We start from the raw sequence: 12,765 nt of genomic DNA on the forward strand, positions 1-12,765 counted from the left end.
AAAAATGTCGCGCGGTTTTCCGTCCGGAACTGCGCAAAACAAGGAGACTTCATGCGCTGCCCCTATTGCGGTTCGGAAGATACGCAGGTGAAGGATTCCCGTCCGGCAGAGGACGGGGCCGCCATTCGCCGTCGGCGTATCTGCCCGGATTGCGGCGGTCGGTTCACGACCTTTGAACGGGTGCAGTTGCGCGAGCTCATGGTCGCCAAGAAGACCGGCCGCAAGGCCCCCTTCGACCGCGACAAGCTGCTTCGATCCTTCGAGATCGCGCTTCGCAAGCGGCCCGTCGACCGGGACCGCATCGAACGCGCGGTCTCGGGCATCGTCCGCCGGCTGGAAAGCTCCGGTGAGACGGAAATTTCGTCCGAAGAGATCGGCCTCCAGGTGCTGGAGGCGCTGAAGGCGCTCGATGACGTGGCCTTCGTGCGTTACGCCTCGGTCTATCGCGACTTCTCCCATGTCGACGATTTCGAGAAGATCCTCGCCGAGGTCTCCGCCAAGATCGCCCGCGACCCGGGCGTCGACAGCTAGATGTCCGGCGGTGCCGACGATAAGCGGTTCATGGCAGCGGCGATCCGCCTCTGCCGCCGCAATCTCGGCCTGACCGCCACCAACCCTTCCGTCGCCTGCCTTATCGTCAAGGACGGGGTGATCCTCGGTTCCGCCGTCACCGCGCCGGGCGGGCGACCGCACGCGGAAACGCAGGCGCTGGCCGAAGCGGGCGAAGCCGCACACGGCGCGACCGCCTATGTCACGCTTGAACCCTGTTCGCATCACGGCAAGACGCCGCCCTGCGCCGATGCGCTGATCGCCGCCGGCGTCGCCCGCATCGTCGTCTCGGTGACCGATCCGGACGAGCGGGTGGCGGGCAGGGGGCTTTCGATGCTGCGCGATGCGGGCATCGCGGTCGAGACCGGCGTTCTGGAGGCGGAAGGCCGGGAAGCGCTTGCCGCCTATCTAACGCGACAGACGAAGAGGCGGCCTTATGTGACTCTGAAACTTGCCGTTTCCGCCGATGGCATGCTCGGCCGGCTCGGCACGGGGCAGGTGGCGATCACCGGGCCGGTATCGCGCGGGCAGGTGCATGTCCTGCGCGCCGAGACGGACGCGATCCTCGTCGGCATCGGCACCGCGCTCGCCGACGACCCGGAACTGACCTGCCGCCTGCCGGGGCTCGAAGCCCGCTCGCCGGTAAGAATTGTGCTCGACCCGCGGCTGGAACTGCCGGTGGCCTCGAAGCTTGCACGTACGGCGCGCGAAGTGCCGGTCATCGCGGTCACGACGAAGGAAAGCGCGCATGATCCCGCCCTTGCCGCCCGGCACGAGGCGCTGGAAGCCGAGGGTGTCGAGGTGCTGACCTGCGATCCGCGCCGGCTCGACGCGCTGCTGGCCGCACTCGCCACGCGCGGCATTTCCTCGCTTTTGGTCGAAGGTGGCGCGCGGGCGGTGCGGTCGTTCCTCGACGCAGGCCTCGTCGACCGCATCCTGCTGTTCAACGGCGCCGGCACCATTGGCAAAGACGGGGTCGCATCCCCATTTGTCTCCGGGCGGATGCCGGACGGGTTTTCGCTCCGCCGCACAGCGCATTACGGCGCGGATTGTTTGCAAGAATACGAAAGAGACGATTGATGTTTACCGGCATTGTCACGGATATCGGAACGGTCGAGACGGTCGAGCCCATGAACGCGGGCGTTCGCCTGCGTGTGCGCACCGCCTACGACCCCGCCACCATCCCCATGGGCGCCTCGATTGCCCATTCCGGCACCTGCCTCACCGTCACGGCGCTGCCGGAGGAGGGCTCCAACGCCCGCTGGTTCGAGGTCGAGGCCTGGGAAGAGGCGCTGCGGCTGACGACCATCGCCGGCTGGAAGGCCGGAACGAAGATCAACCTCGAACGGTCCCTCAAGATCGGCGACGAGCTCGGCGGCCACATCGTCTCCGGCCATGTCGACGGCAAGGCGGAAATCCTGTCGGTCGAGGCCGAGGGCGACGCCACGCGCTTCCGCATCCGCGCGCCGGAAGGCCTGGAGCGCTTCGTCGCACCCAAGGGCTCCGTCGCGCTCGACGGCACCTCGCTCACCGTGAACGCCGTCGATGGCGCGGTCTTCGACGTGCTCCTCATCCGCCACACGCTGGAAGTCACCACCTGGGGCGAGCGCAAGGCCGGCGATTTCGTCAATTTCGAAGTCGACACCATGGCGCGTTACGCGGCGCGGCTTGCGGAGTTTCCCGCTTCGAAGGCGTGACGGTGGCGTGACACTTTCGATGCCGTTACGCATCGGGACAGCAGGCGTTAAAAATCTGCCGTCCGAAGTAACGATATCGATACCTCTCGCTTCCTAGTGTGCTGGCATCGGACTTTTGGAGACCGTTGCCGCATGGCGCCTGACTACCACACCCTCCTGCTGGCGATCGGGCTTGCGGGCTTCTGCCTGTCGGCGACGCTGTTTGCCTCATGGATGTCGGCGCGTGTCGAGCGGTTCCTCCTGTCCTGGGCGATCGGCATCGGCTGCATCGTGCCGGCAGTGGGGGTCTACAGCCTCTATATCGACGGCGTGAACGTTGCCGTCGGTTGCCTCGCCTTCCTGCTGCAGTTCCTGGGCTTCTCCTTCATTTACGGCGCCGCCTACCGGTTCCGCTCCGGCAACAGGGCGCGCCGGCGCATCGTGGCTTTGTTCCTCGCCTGCTCGGCGATAGCCCTGCCGCTGCTGATCGCCGGCTACGACGGTCTCGGCTTCATCGCGCTCAACCTGCTGCTGGTCGGATGCCTTACCGCGACGGCCTGGGAATATTGGCGCGCGCGGCAGGAAGCACCGCTGCCGCTCACCGGCATCGTCATCCTCTACCTGCTGACGGCATTCTCCTTCCTGCTCTGCGCCGGCGTGCTCATCCACGACGGCAAGTGGGTGATGGGCCGCGCGCCGGAAAACTGGGCGGAAAACCTCAATCTCATCGCCGCGATCATGGGTATTACCGGCATCGGCGCCATGTCGCTCGCCCTCAACCAGTGGCGCGTCGCCGGCAGCCATCAGCGCGCCGCCATGACCGACCCGCTGACCGGCCTGCTCAACCGCCGCGCCCTCTTCGACCGCTACGGCGACATGCCGGTGCGGGAAAACGGCGCCGCGATCGCCTTCGACCTCGACAATTTCAAGTCGGTCAACGACCGCCACGGCCATGCGGCCGGCGATGCCGTGCTGACCGCTTTCGCCGATATCCTGCGCGACGCCTGCGGCGCATCCGCCTGCATCGCCCGCCTCGGCGGCGAGGAATTCATCGTCGTGCTCGACCGCACCCTGCCGGACCGGGCGCAGCGCATCGCCGAGCGCATCCGCGAGGATTTCGCCTCGAAACTCATCCCCATCGGCGGGCGATCCATCACCTGTACCGTCAGCGCCGGCATCGCCTTCGGCAACGAGGAGGGCGTCAGCTTCGATTCCCTGCTCAGCAATGCCGACAAGGCGCTCTACATGTCGAAGCGCAACGGCCGCAACCGCGTCTCGCTCGCCGCCTGAACGGCCTCACGCGCCGGGCTCGCCCTCCCAGTAATCGATGGTTTCGCCCGCGCGCGCCATCGTGCGGAACTCCGTCCTGCCGCCGGTGGCAAGGCGCGTCTTGGCCAGGAATTTTCCGGAATCCGGATATTCGCAGATCTCGGTTGCCGCCATGGACGAGATCGACAGGTATTTCAGCGGCACCGTGCCGGTATTGATGATCTGGTGCGCCGTTTCCGCCCCGCCGGCCGGTGCGCCAAGCACGTCGCCAGGGCCGACGAGATGCCGCTCGTCGCCATAACGATAGGTGCCGTGGCCTTCGAGGATGACGAAAAGCTCGTCCTCGACATGGTGGCTGTGAAAGGGACAGCCGGACTTGCCGGGTGGCACCTCGCCATAGCCGATGCCGAGGTCTTTCAGGCCGAGAACCGCGCCGAAGGATGCGTCGCGGGACTCATAGAGCGAACCCTGCGTCCAGTGCTCCAGCTCCAGCTTTGCGAGGGTGACGATCGGCGGTTTGCGGGCATTCATTGTTTTCTCCTCTGCCGGCCTTGACATATCGTTCACTTTTTGTTCATGTCTGTCAACCCCGTTCCAAGCGACAAGGCCCATGCCGGGAGCCGAAATCGCCGGGCGGGGCGGAAAACTCTTGCCAAGCACCGCCCGTCGTGGTTTGACCGCCGCCTCTGCCCGCACTTGCGCGGCCTGCCTCCAATTTTCAGGTGATCCATGGCCAACAGCGATAATCCCCATCTCCTCATCGTCGAAGCTCGCTTCTACGATGACATGGCCGATGCGATGCTCGACGGCGCCAAGAACGCGCTGACCACCGCCGGTGCCAGCTACGATGTCGTGACCGTCATGGGCGCGCTCGAAATCCCGGCCGCGATCGCCATGGCGCTCGACGGCATGGAAAACGGCGGCACGTGGTATGATGGTTTCGTGGCACTCGGCATGGTCATCCGCGGCGAGACCTATCATTTCGATATCGTCGCCAACGAATCCAGCCGTGCCCTGATGGACCTCGCCGTCAGCGAGAGCCTGCCGATCGGCAACGGCATCCTGACCGTCGAGAACGACGAACAGGGCTGGGCGCGGGCGCGCGGGTCGGAAGGCGACAAGGGCGGCTTTGCGGCGCGTGCGGCACTCACGATGATCGAATTGAAGAAGAAACTGGGCGGCGAACAGTGACGACGGACAAGGACCAGCAGCCGGTAAAGCCGGCCAACCAGCGTGGTGCTGCGCGGCTTGCCGCCGTGCAGGCGCTCTACCAGATGGATATCGGCGGCAGCGGCGTGCTCGAGATCGTCGCCGAATACGAGACCCATCGGCTCGGCCAGGAGATCGACGGCGACACCTATCTGAAGGCGGATGCCTCCTGGTTCCGGTCGATCGTCGCGGGCGTCGTGCGCGACCAGCGCCTGCTCGACCCGATGATCGGTGCCGCGCTGCAGGACGACTGGGCACTGTCGCGGCTCGATTCCACCGTGCGCGCCATCCTGCGCGCCGGCACATTCGAGCTGAAGGAACGCAAGGACGTGCCGATCGCCGTGATCGTTACGGAATATGTCGAGATCGCCAAGGCCTTCTTCGACGACGAGGAGCCGAAGCTGGTGAACGCGGTGCTCGACCGCATCGCCAAGCAGCTGCGTCCGGATACGCGCAAATAGGTTGGTAGAGTGGCATGAGCACGGGTACGGTCGAAGGTCTTGAACGGGAACTTTCGGCCGCGCGCCGCAATGTCTTCCTCCTGATGTTCGCGCAGGCGCTGCTGGCGTCTGCCGGGCCGATCGCCTTTTCCATCGGCGGGCTCGCCGGCTATAACCTGCTCGGCGCCGACAAGTCGCTCGCCACAGCGCCGCTCACCGCCTTCAATGTCGGCGTGGCGCTCGGCGCCGTGCTCGTCGCCTTCGCCGCGCGTCTGCTCGGCCGCACGTACGGTTTCATCGTCGGTGCCCTGCTCGGCGCGGCCGGCGGCCTGATCGCGGCCATCGCGCTCTTCCGCGGCGATTTCTGGCTCTTTGCCTTCGGCTTCGTCTTCATCGGCATTTCCGGCGGTTTTGCGCAGAAAATCCGCTTCGCGGCCGCCGATGCCTCGCCGTCCTTCTACAAGCCGCGCGCCATTTCCTGGATTCTCGCCGGCGGCGTCATCTCCGCCGTGCTCGGCCCCCAGGTGGTCATCCTCACCAAGGACATGTTCGAGCCGGTGCTGTTTGCCGGCGCCTTCGTGGCGCTGGCGCCGCTCTGCCTTGCGGCCATCGTGCTCTTCCTGTTCCTGCGCCTGCCCGATCACAAGGCGGCAGCGGTCGCCACCGGCTTGCCCGTCCGGCCGCTCCGCGAAATCGTCCTGACCCAGCGCTTCATGACCGGTATGATCTGCGGCATCTCCTCCTATGCGCTGATGACCTTCATGATGACCGGCGCGCCGCTCGCCATGGTCATCGGCTGCGGCTTTTCGCCGGAGCTCGCGACGCTCGGCATTCAGTGGCATGTGCTTGCCATGTTCGCGCCGAGCTTCTTCACCGGCATGCTGATCCAGCGTTTCGGCACGGAGAAGGTCGTGGCGGCCGGCCTGATCATCCTCATGGCCTGCGCGCTCGTTGCGCATGCGGGCATCGAGTTGTGGAATTTCTGGGGCGCGCTGATCCTGCTCGGCATCGGCTGGAATTTCGGCTTCATCGGGGCCACCGCCATCGTCGCCTCCAGCTACCAGCCGCACGAAGCCGACAAGGTGCAGGGTTTTCACGACATCATCCTGTTCGGCACGGTGGCGCTCGCCTCCTTCTCCTCCGGCAAGGTGTTCAACGCCTATGGCTGGCAGACGATCAACCTGATGTTCTGGCCGATCACCGGCGTCAGCCTGGTGCTCGTGCTTCTCCTGCTGCTGCGCACCCGCCGCGCCCCCGTCTAATCGTTTCGCATCCGATCGGCGCCGAAAAATCCAGCGCACAGCACGGCTTGCCGCAGTGCGGCGGCTTGACGCAGCCGATTCGCAAACGCACTCTGGCCGCGCGCCGGCCCCCGCCTTGTGAGGAGGCAAAACGGGGACGGGCGCGAACCGGCCGCAGGGAGAGGACCCGGCGGTCTCCAAGGAGGACAGAGCGAAAATGACCATATTGTTGGGCGTGATCGCATGCGGGTTGCTTTCGGTGGTTTATGCCATCTGGGCGACGCGGTCGGTGCTTGCCGCCGATCAGGGGAATGCCCGCATGCAGGAAATTGCAGGTTATATCCGGGAAGGGGCGCAGGCGTACCTCACCCGGCAATACAAGACCATTGCCATCGTCGGGGTCGTCGTTTTCGTCGGCACCTGGCTACTGCTTTCCGCAACGGCTGCGATCGGTTTCCTGATCGGCGCCGTGCTGTCGGGTGTCGCCGGCTTCATCGGCATGCACGTTTCCGTGCGGGCCAATGTGCGCACGGCACAGGCCGCGTCCGTCAGCCTGTCCTCCGGCCTCGATATTGCCTTCAAGTCGGGCGCGATCACCGGCATGCTGGTGGCGGGCCTCGCCCTTCTCGGCGTCTCGATCTACTACGGCTATCTCACCGCCATCCTCGGCCAGGACCCGGCCTCGCGTGAGGTCATCGATGCGCTGGTGGCGCTCGGCTTCGGCGCCTCGCTGATCTCCATCTTCGCCCGTCTCGGCGGCGGCATCTTCACCAAGGGCGCGGACGTCGGCGGCGACCTCGTCGGCAAGGTGGAAGCCGGCATTCCGGAAGACGATCCGCGCAACCCGGCAACCATCGCCGACAATGTGGGCGACAATGTCGGCGATTGCGCCGGTATGGCCGCCGACCTGTTCGAGACCTATGCGGTGACCGTCGTCGCCACCATGGTTCTCGCGGCGATCTTCTTCGCCGGCGCCCCGGTTCTCGGCACCGCCATGATCTACCCGCTGGCCATCTGCGGCGCCTGCATCATCACGTCGATCGTCGGCACCTTCTTCGTCAAGCTCGGCTCGAACGGCTCGATCATGGGCGCCCTCTACCGGGGCCTCATCGTCACGGGCGCGCTGTCGGTCCTCGGCCTTGCGGCCGCGACGTCGGTCACCGTCGGCTGGGGTGTGGTCGGCACCGTCGCCGGCAAGGAGATCACCGGCACGAACCTCTTCATCTGCGGCCTGCTCGGCCTCGTGGTGACGGCGCTCATCGTGGTGATCACCGAATATTATACCGGCACCAACAAACGCCCGGTGAACTCGATCGCCCAGGCATCGGTCACCGGCCACGGCACGAACGTCATCCAGGGCCTCGCGGTCTCGCTGGAATCGACCGCACTGCCGGCCATCGTCATCGTCGGCGGCATCATTTCCACCTATCAGCTGGCCGGCCTGTTCGGCACCGGCATCGCCGTCACCGGTATGCTCGGCATTGCCGGCATGATCGTGGCGCTCGATGCCTTCGGCCCGGTCACCGACAATGCCGGCGGCATCGCCGAAATGTCGCACCTGCCGCCGGAAGTGCGCAAGTCGACCGACGCGCTCGACGCCGTCGGCAACACGACCAAGGCCGTCACCAAGGGCTACGCGATCGGTTCGGCGGGCCTCGGCGCGCTGGTGCTCTTCGCCGCCTATTCGAACGACCTCGCCTACTTCGCGGCAAACGGCGACAAATATCCGTATTTCGCGGATATGGGGCCGGTCTCCTTCGACCTCTCCAACCCCTATGTCGTCGCCGGCCTGATCTTCGGCGGCCTCATCCCGTATCTCTTCGGCGGCATCGCGATGACCGCCGTCGGCCGTGCGGCTGGCGCCATCGTGGAGGAAGTGCGCAGGCAGTTCCGCGAGAAGCCCGGCATCATGGCCGGCACCGAACGGCCGGACTATGGCCGCGCGGTGGACCTTCTCACCAAGGCAGCGATCCGCGAGATGATCGTGCCCTCGCTGCTGCCGGTGCTGGCGCCGCTCGTCGTCTATTTCGGCGTGCTGCTGATCTCCGGCTCCAAGGCGTCGGCCTTCGCCGCGCTCGGCGCGTCGCTGCTCGGCGTCATCGTCAACGGCCTCTTCGTGGCCATCTCCATGACCTCCGGTGGCGGCGCATGGGACAATGCCAAGAAGAGCTTCGAAGACGGCTTCGTCGACAAGGACGGCCAGCGCCACATGAAGGGTTCCGAGGCTCACAAGGCTTCCGTCACGGGCGACACCGTCGGCGATCCCTACAAGGATACCGCAGGCCCGGCCGTCAACCCGGCGATCAAGATCACCAATATCGTGGCGCTCCTGCTGCTCGCCGTCCTAGCCTGACCGGCAAGACGCACAAAAGAAAACCCCGGGGAGCGATCCCCGGGGTTTTTGATTCTTTCGATACTGGCGGTTCTTACTTCGGGCCGCCGGTGTTGAAGAAGTTCTGGATTGCCGCACCCGGCGCATTGCCGCCGCCGCCACGCAGCAGCTGACCGAGGAAGGTGAGCTCGACGCCGCCGGTCGGCGTGACGCGGGAGATCATGTCGAAGACGCGACCGTCCTTCAGCGTGTAATGGGCGAGGCGATCGACGACGCCTTCCTTGTCGAAATAGACGGCGAGAATGCTCTGCTCGACGACCTTCGGCTTCATGAAGGCGACGGGGCGCGTGCGCTTCTGGGAAATGTAGTAGAAGACTTCGTTGTCGAAGGTCGCGGTCGCCGACGGCGAGCCGAGCGAGAGCAGGACCTGTTCGCGCGACGAGCCGACCGGTGCCAGCGCCAAGGTTTCCTGGTCGACGACATACCCTTGATGCAGCACTTCGCCCGGACCCTGGCAGCCTGCAAGAACGGATGCGGAGAGGGTGACGGCAATGGCGGCGTTACGCAACAGCTTCATGTTCAGAGCATCTCTCTTCAACAACATCCCCGGGACTGTGATGGCCGCGCAGCCATTGCAATTCATGCCTGCTTCGGTAAACCAGCTTCGACCGTCATGCAACATGACTTGCGACGGCTCCATTGTTTGAATCGGGCAAAACTAGGCTTTATGATGATTTTCGGCCTGTTCGGCAAAAAAAACGGCAACCGGCGCATCGTCGAAAAACAGTACGCGACGCTGACAAAGGCGGCGCGTCACCCCTATCTCTATGAAGTGCTTGATGTTCCGGACACGGTGATGGGCCGTTTCGAGATGCTGTCGGCCATGCTGATCCTCTACTTCCGGCGTACACGCAAAAGCGCCACGTCGGGCCAGGAGATCGCGCAGGAGATCGTCGACGCCTTCTTCGAGGACGTCGATCACTCGATTCGCGAGCTCGGCGTCGGCGATGTCGGCGTGCCGAAGCGCATGAAGAAGTTCGCCGGCATGTTCTACGGCCGGCTGGAATCCTATGCCGCGGCGCTCGATTCCGGCGACCGCGAAGCGCTTGCGGCAGCACTCAGGCGCAACATCCATCCGCAGGCGGGCGAGGGCGCGCCGTCGATGGCAGGGCTTGCCGACTACCTCTTTTCGGCCGAAAAGATCATGACGGCCGTCGGCGAGGACGAGATCGAGATCGGTGCGCTCAGCGTGGCGGAACCCGGCGAACAAGGACAGACCGCCTGAAGGCGGCGCAAGGACGAGAGAATGAACACAGACGACACGCCGTTTTCCTACCCGGTCAAGGTGGGACACATTTCCGCCAACCCGGTCTCGGTGACGATCGAGGCCGACTCCGAGGAGCGCGCGGGGCTGGCAAGGCTCTGGTCGGTACTGGAGGTGAAAGCGCTCTCCGCCACCCTCCAGGTGCAGCGCTGGAAGCGCGACGGCGTGCGCCTCAAGGGCCGTGTTGCGGCGGATATCGTGCAGGCCTGCGTCGTGACGCTCGATCCGGTCGAGGCGCATATCGACGAGCCGGTCGATGTCATCTTCGTGCCGGAGGGCTCCAAGCTCGCGCGGCTTCCGCTGGCGACGGAGAGCGGCGAGATGCTGCTCGATCCCGACGGCCCGGACGCGCCGGAAATCTTCTCCGGCGACACGATCGACGCCGGCGTGACCGCTGCCGAACATGTCGCGCTGGCGATCGATCCCTATCCGCGTCGGGCCGACGTCGCCTTTTCCGGCCATATCGAAAGCACCGACAAGGACGATCGGAAGCCTTCGCCCTTCGCCGTTCTCAAGGACTGGAAAAAAGACTGAACGGCTCCATAAGCGCCCGATAATTCAGTTGTGCCCCCGGCGAAAAGCGGTATTTTGACCGAATTCCGCCGCGGCAGGCCTCTGCCCCTGGAAAACAAGAACTAAGGCAAGACACGCGTGGTCAGAATTTCCGTCGACGTCATGGGTGGCGATTTCGGCCCCAAGGTCGCTATCCCAGGCGCAGCCAAGGCTCTCGAGCGCCATCCCGACATCCGCTTCGTGCTTTTCGGCATTTCTGCCGAATGCGAGCCGATCCTGGCGCAATATCCGAAGCTGAAGGCCGCAAGCGTCTTCCATCATTGCGACGTCGCCGTCGCCATGGACGAGAAGCCGAGCCAGGCGCTGCGCCGCGGCCGCGGCAAATCCTCCATGTGGCGGGCGATCGATGCGGTCGCCAAGAACGAGGCCGATGTCGCCGTCTCCGCCGGCAATACCGGCGCGCTGATGGCCATGTCGAAATTCTGCCTGCGCATGATGGCCAATATCGAGCGCCCGGCGATCGCCGGCATCTGGCCGACGCTGAAGGGCGAGAGCATCGTGCTCGATATCGGCGCGACGATCGGCGCGGATGCGGGCCAGCTCTTCGATTTCGCGCTGATGGGCGGCGCCATGGCGCGCGCGCTGTTCGAGATCGACCGGCCGACGCTCGGCCTGCTCAATGTCGGCGTCGAGGAGATCAAGGGCCAGGAAGAGGTGAAAGCCGCGGGCCAGCTCATCCGCGAGGCCAATTTCGACACGATCGACTATTACGGATTCGTGGAAGGCGACGATATCGGTCGCGGCACGGTGGATGTGGTGGTGACGGAAGGTTTTGCGGGCAACATTGCGCTGAAGGCGGCGGAAGGCACGGCGCGGCAGATGGCCGAGTACCTGCGCGCGGCCATGTCGCGCACCTGGCTTGCCAAGCTCGGCTATATTCTCGCCAAGAGCGCCTTCGACCGGGTGCGCGAGAAGATGGACCCGCGCAAGGTCAATGGCGGCGTGTTCCTGGGCCTGAACGGCATCGTCATCAAGAGCCATGGCGGCACGGATGCCGAAGGGTTCGCGGCCGCGGTGGATGTCGGCTACGACATGGCCCGCAACGGCCTCAAGGACAAGATCGAAAAAGATTTGCAGAAGTATCATGCGGGCCGCCCCGTTGAAGGCGCCGCCCAGGGCATGATCGACGAGGTATAGAATGATCCGTTCAGTGGTCCGCGGCTTCGGAACAGCGCTTCCGAAGCGGGTACTCACCAATGCCGAACTTGAAAGCATGGTCGACACGTCCGATGACTGGATCGTGCAGCGCACCGGCATTCGCCAGCGCTACATCGCGGGCGAGGGCGAGACGACCGCCTCGCTCGGCGAGGGTGCCGCGCGCGCGGCCCTCGATAAGGCGGGCCTGACGGCCGCGGACATCGACGTCATCATTGTCGCGACCTCGACGCCGGACAACACCTTCCCGGCGACGGCCGTCAACATCCAGAACCGCCTCGGCATGCATCACGGCTTCGCCTTCGACGTGCAGGCCGTCTGTTCCGGTTTCGTCTATGCGGTGACGACCGCCGACGCTTATATCCGCGGCGGTCTGGCCAAACGCGTGTTGGTCATCGGCGCCGAGACCTTCTCGCGCATCCTCGACTGGACCGACCGCACGACCTGCGTGCTCTTCGGCGACGGCGCCGGCGCCATCGTGCTGGAAGCGCAGGAAGGGGCAGGCACCAACCAGGACCGCGGCGTGTTGACGACGCAGCTGCGCTCCGACGGCGCCCACCGCGAAAAGCTCTATGTCGACGGCGGCCCGTCCACGACAGGCACGGTCGGCCATCTGCGCATGGAGGGCCGCGAGGTCTTCAAGCATGCAGTCGGCATGATCACCGACGTTGTCGTTTCGTCCTTCGACGCGACCGGCTTTTCGGCCGACGACATCGACTGGCTGGTGCCGCACCAGGCCAACAAGCGCATCATCGACGGCTCAGCCAAGAAGCTCGGCATTCCGCTGGAAAAGGTCGTCGTCACCGTCGACCTGCACGGCAATACCTCCGCCGCCTCGATCCCGCTCGCGCTGGCGGCGGCTGCCAGCGACGGCCGAATCAAGGAGGGCGACCTCGTGCTTCTGGAGGCGATGGGCGGCGGCTTCACCTGGGGCGCGGTGCTGCTGCGCTGGTAGCGTAACGCCGGCCCGCCGGACCGCTTGACCCGAGGGGGCAAG

At 65.3% G+C, this 12,765-nt stretch carries 14 protein-coding genes; 12 read left to right on the forward strand and 2 right to left on the reverse strand.

Annotation, left to right across the window (positions count from 1 at the left end; all coding sequences use genetic code 11):
• Window positions 1-51 precede the first annotated feature (51 nt).
• The 4 genes from nrdR (at window position 52) to J2Y63_RS05310 (ending at window position 3,515) form a co-directional block, all read left to right on the forward strand.
• The gene (nrdR, locus tag J2Y63_RS05295; protein ID WP_319311457.1) at window positions 52-531 is read left to right on the forward strand and encodes a transcriptional regulator NrdR; all 480 of its coding nucleotides are present in this window, start codon (window positions 52-54) and stop codon (window positions 529-531) included.
• Window positions 532-1,629: a bifunctional diaminohydroxyphosphoribosylaminopyrimidine deaminase/5-amino-6-(5-phosphoribosylamino)uracil reductase RibD gene (gene ribD / locus J2Y63_RS05300; RefSeq protein WP_435265238.1), complete on the forward strand. Its 1,098-nt coding sequence runs from the start codon at window positions 532-534 to the stop codon at window positions 1,627-1,629.
• A complete protein-coding gene (locus tag J2Y63_RS05305) occupies window positions 1,629-2,246 on the forward strand; it encodes a riboflavin synthase (RefSeq protein WP_435265239.1) in 618 nt (205 codons plus the stop codon). Before ribD ends, J2Y63_RS05305 begins: the two co-directional genes overlap by 1 nt.
• A 132-nt stretch (window positions 2,247-2,378) precedes the next feature.
• A complete protein-coding gene (locus J2Y63_RS05310; protein WP_435265240.1) occupies window positions 2,379-3,515 on the forward strand; it encodes a diguanylate cyclase in 1,137 nt (378 codons plus the stop codon).
• 6 nt (window positions 3,516-3,521) lie between these two features.
• On the opposite strand, the gene J2Y63_RS05315 is transcribed toward J2Y63_RS05310, so the two are convergent.
• Window positions 3,522-4,025 (reverse strand): cupin domain-containing protein, encoded by a 504-nt coding sequence (locus J2Y63_RS05315; RefSeq protein WP_435265241.1) that lies wholly within the window; start codon window positions 4,023-4,025, stop codon window positions 3,522-3,524.
• Window positions 4,026-4,223: 198 nt separating this feature from the next.
• Between J2Y63_RS05315 and ribH the strand changes: the two genes are divergently transcribed.
• The 4 genes from ribH to J2Y63_RS05335 all read left to right on the forward strand — a co-directional run bounded on the left by ribH (window position 4,224) and on the right by J2Y63_RS05335 (window position 8,737).
• Window positions 4,224-4,685, forward strand: coding sequence for a 6,7-dimethyl-8-ribityllumazine synthase (ribH, locus tag J2Y63_RS05320; RefSeq protein ID WP_435265242.1), 462 nt, complete (start codon window positions 4,224-4,226; stop codon window positions 4,683-4,685).
• Window positions 4,682-5,164: a transcription antitermination factor NusB gene (gene nusB / locus J2Y63_RS05325; protein WP_256118905.1), complete on the forward strand. Its 483-nt coding sequence runs from the start codon at window positions 4,682-4,684 to the stop codon at window positions 5,162-5,164. Before ribH ends, nusB begins: the two co-directional genes overlap by 4 nt.
• 14 nt (window positions 5,165-5,178) lie before the next feature.
• Window positions 5,179-6,405, forward strand: coding sequence for an MFS transporter (locus J2Y63_RS05330; protein ID WP_435265243.1), 1,227 nt, complete (start codon window positions 5,179-5,181; stop codon window positions 6,403-6,405).
• Between the two features lie 196 nt (window positions 6,406-6,601).
• Window positions 6,602-8,737 (forward strand): sodium-translocating pyrophosphatase, encoded by a 2,136-nt coding sequence (locus J2Y63_RS05335; protein WP_435265244.1) that lies wholly within the window; start codon window positions 6,602-6,604, stop codon window positions 8,735-8,737.
• A 73-nt stretch (window positions 8,738-8,810) separates the two neighbouring features.
• On the opposite strand, the gene J2Y63_RS05340 is transcribed toward J2Y63_RS05335, so the two are convergent.
• Window positions 8,811-9,293 carry an outer membrane protein assembly factor BamE gene (locus tag J2Y63_RS05340; RefSeq protein ID WP_435265245.1) on the reverse strand — a complete coding sequence of 161 codons (483 nt, stop codon included), beginning with the start codon at window positions 9,291-9,293 and terminating at the stop codon, window positions 8,811-8,813.
• Window positions 9,294-9,446: 153 nt separating this feature from the next.
• Between J2Y63_RS05340 and J2Y63_RS05345 the strand changes: the two genes are divergently transcribed.
• The 4 genes from J2Y63_RS05345 (at window position 9,447) to J2Y63_RS05360 (ending at window position 12,723) form a co-directional block, all read left to right on the forward strand.
• Window positions 9,447-10,001, forward strand: a complete 555-nt coding sequence (locus J2Y63_RS05345) for a ubiquinol-cytochrome C chaperone family protein (RefSeq protein WP_435265515.1) — start codon at window positions 9,447-9,449, stop codon at window positions 9,999-10,001.
• Between the two features lie 21 nt (window positions 10,002-10,022).
• Window positions 10,023-10,574 (forward strand): YceD family protein, encoded by a 552-nt coding sequence (locus tag J2Y63_RS05350; RefSeq protein WP_435265246.1) that lies wholly within the window; start codon window positions 10,023-10,025, stop codon window positions 10,572-10,574.
• A 117-nt stretch (window positions 10,575-10,691) separates the two neighbouring features.
• Entirely contained in the window at window positions 10,692-11,750 is a 1,059-nt protein-coding gene (gene plsX, locus J2Y63_RS05355; protein ID WP_256118910.1) for a phosphate acyltransferase PlsX, read from the forward strand.
• 1 nt (window position 11,751) lies between these two features.
• Complete coding sequence (locus tag J2Y63_RS05360) at window positions 11,752-12,723, forward strand: beta-ketoacyl-ACP synthase III (RefSeq protein WP_435265247.1); 972 nt, start codon at window positions 11,752-11,754, stop codon at window positions 12,721-12,723.
• Window positions 12,724-12,765: the final 42 nt, after the last annotated feature.

It is taken from the genome of Shinella sp. BE166, assembly GCF_051201095.1.
Lineage (GTDB): Bacteria > Pseudomonadota > Alphaproteobacteria > Rhizobiales > Rhizobiaceae > Shinella > Shinella lacus.

Coding starts and splice junctions, on each gene's coding strand:
- nrdR (WP_319311457.1), top strand. CDS start 52: ATGCGCTGCCCCTATTGCGGTTCGGAAGATACGCAGGTGAAGGATTCC.
- ribD (WP_435265238.1), top strand. CDS start 532: ATGTCCGGCGGTGCCGACGATAAGCGGTTCATGGCAGCGGCGATCCGC.
- J2Y63_RS05305 (WP_435265239.1), top strand. CDS start 1,629: ATGTTTACCGGCATTGTCACGGATATCGGAACGGTCGAGACGGTCGAG.
- J2Y63_RS05310 (WP_435265240.1), top strand. CDS start 2,379: ATGGCGCCTGACTACCACACCCTCCTGCTGGCGATCGGGCTTGCGGGC.
- J2Y63_RS05315 (WP_435265241.1), bottom strand. CDS start 4,025: ATGAATGCCCGCAAACCGCCGATCGTCACCCTCGCAAAGCTGGAGCTG.
- ribH (WP_435265242.1), top strand. CDS start 4,224: ATGGCCAACAGCGATAATCCCCATCTCCTCATCGTCGAAGCTCGCTTC.
- J2Y63_RS05330 (WP_435265243.1), top strand. CDS start 5,179: ATGAGCACGGGTACGGTCGAAGGTCTTGAACGGGAACTTTCGGCCGCG.
- J2Y63_RS05335 (WP_435265244.1), top strand. CDS start 6,602: ATGACCATATTGTTGGGCGTGATCGCATGCGGGTTGCTTTCGGTGGTT.
- J2Y63_RS05340 (WP_435265245.1), bottom strand. CDS start 9,293: ATGAAGCTGTTGCGTAACGCCGCCATTGCCGTCACCCTCTCCGCATCC.
- J2Y63_RS05345 (WP_435265515.1), top strand. CDS start 9,447: ATGATTTTCGGCCTGTTCGGCAAAAAAAACGGCAACCGGCGCATCGTC.
- J2Y63_RS05350 (WP_435265246.1), top strand. CDS start 10,023: ATGAACACAGACGACACGCCGTTTTCCTACCCGGTCAAGGTGGGACAC.
- J2Y63_RS05360 (WP_435265247.1), top strand. CDS start 11,752: ATGATCCGTTCAGTGGTCCGCGGCTTCGGAACAGCGCTTCCGAAGCGG.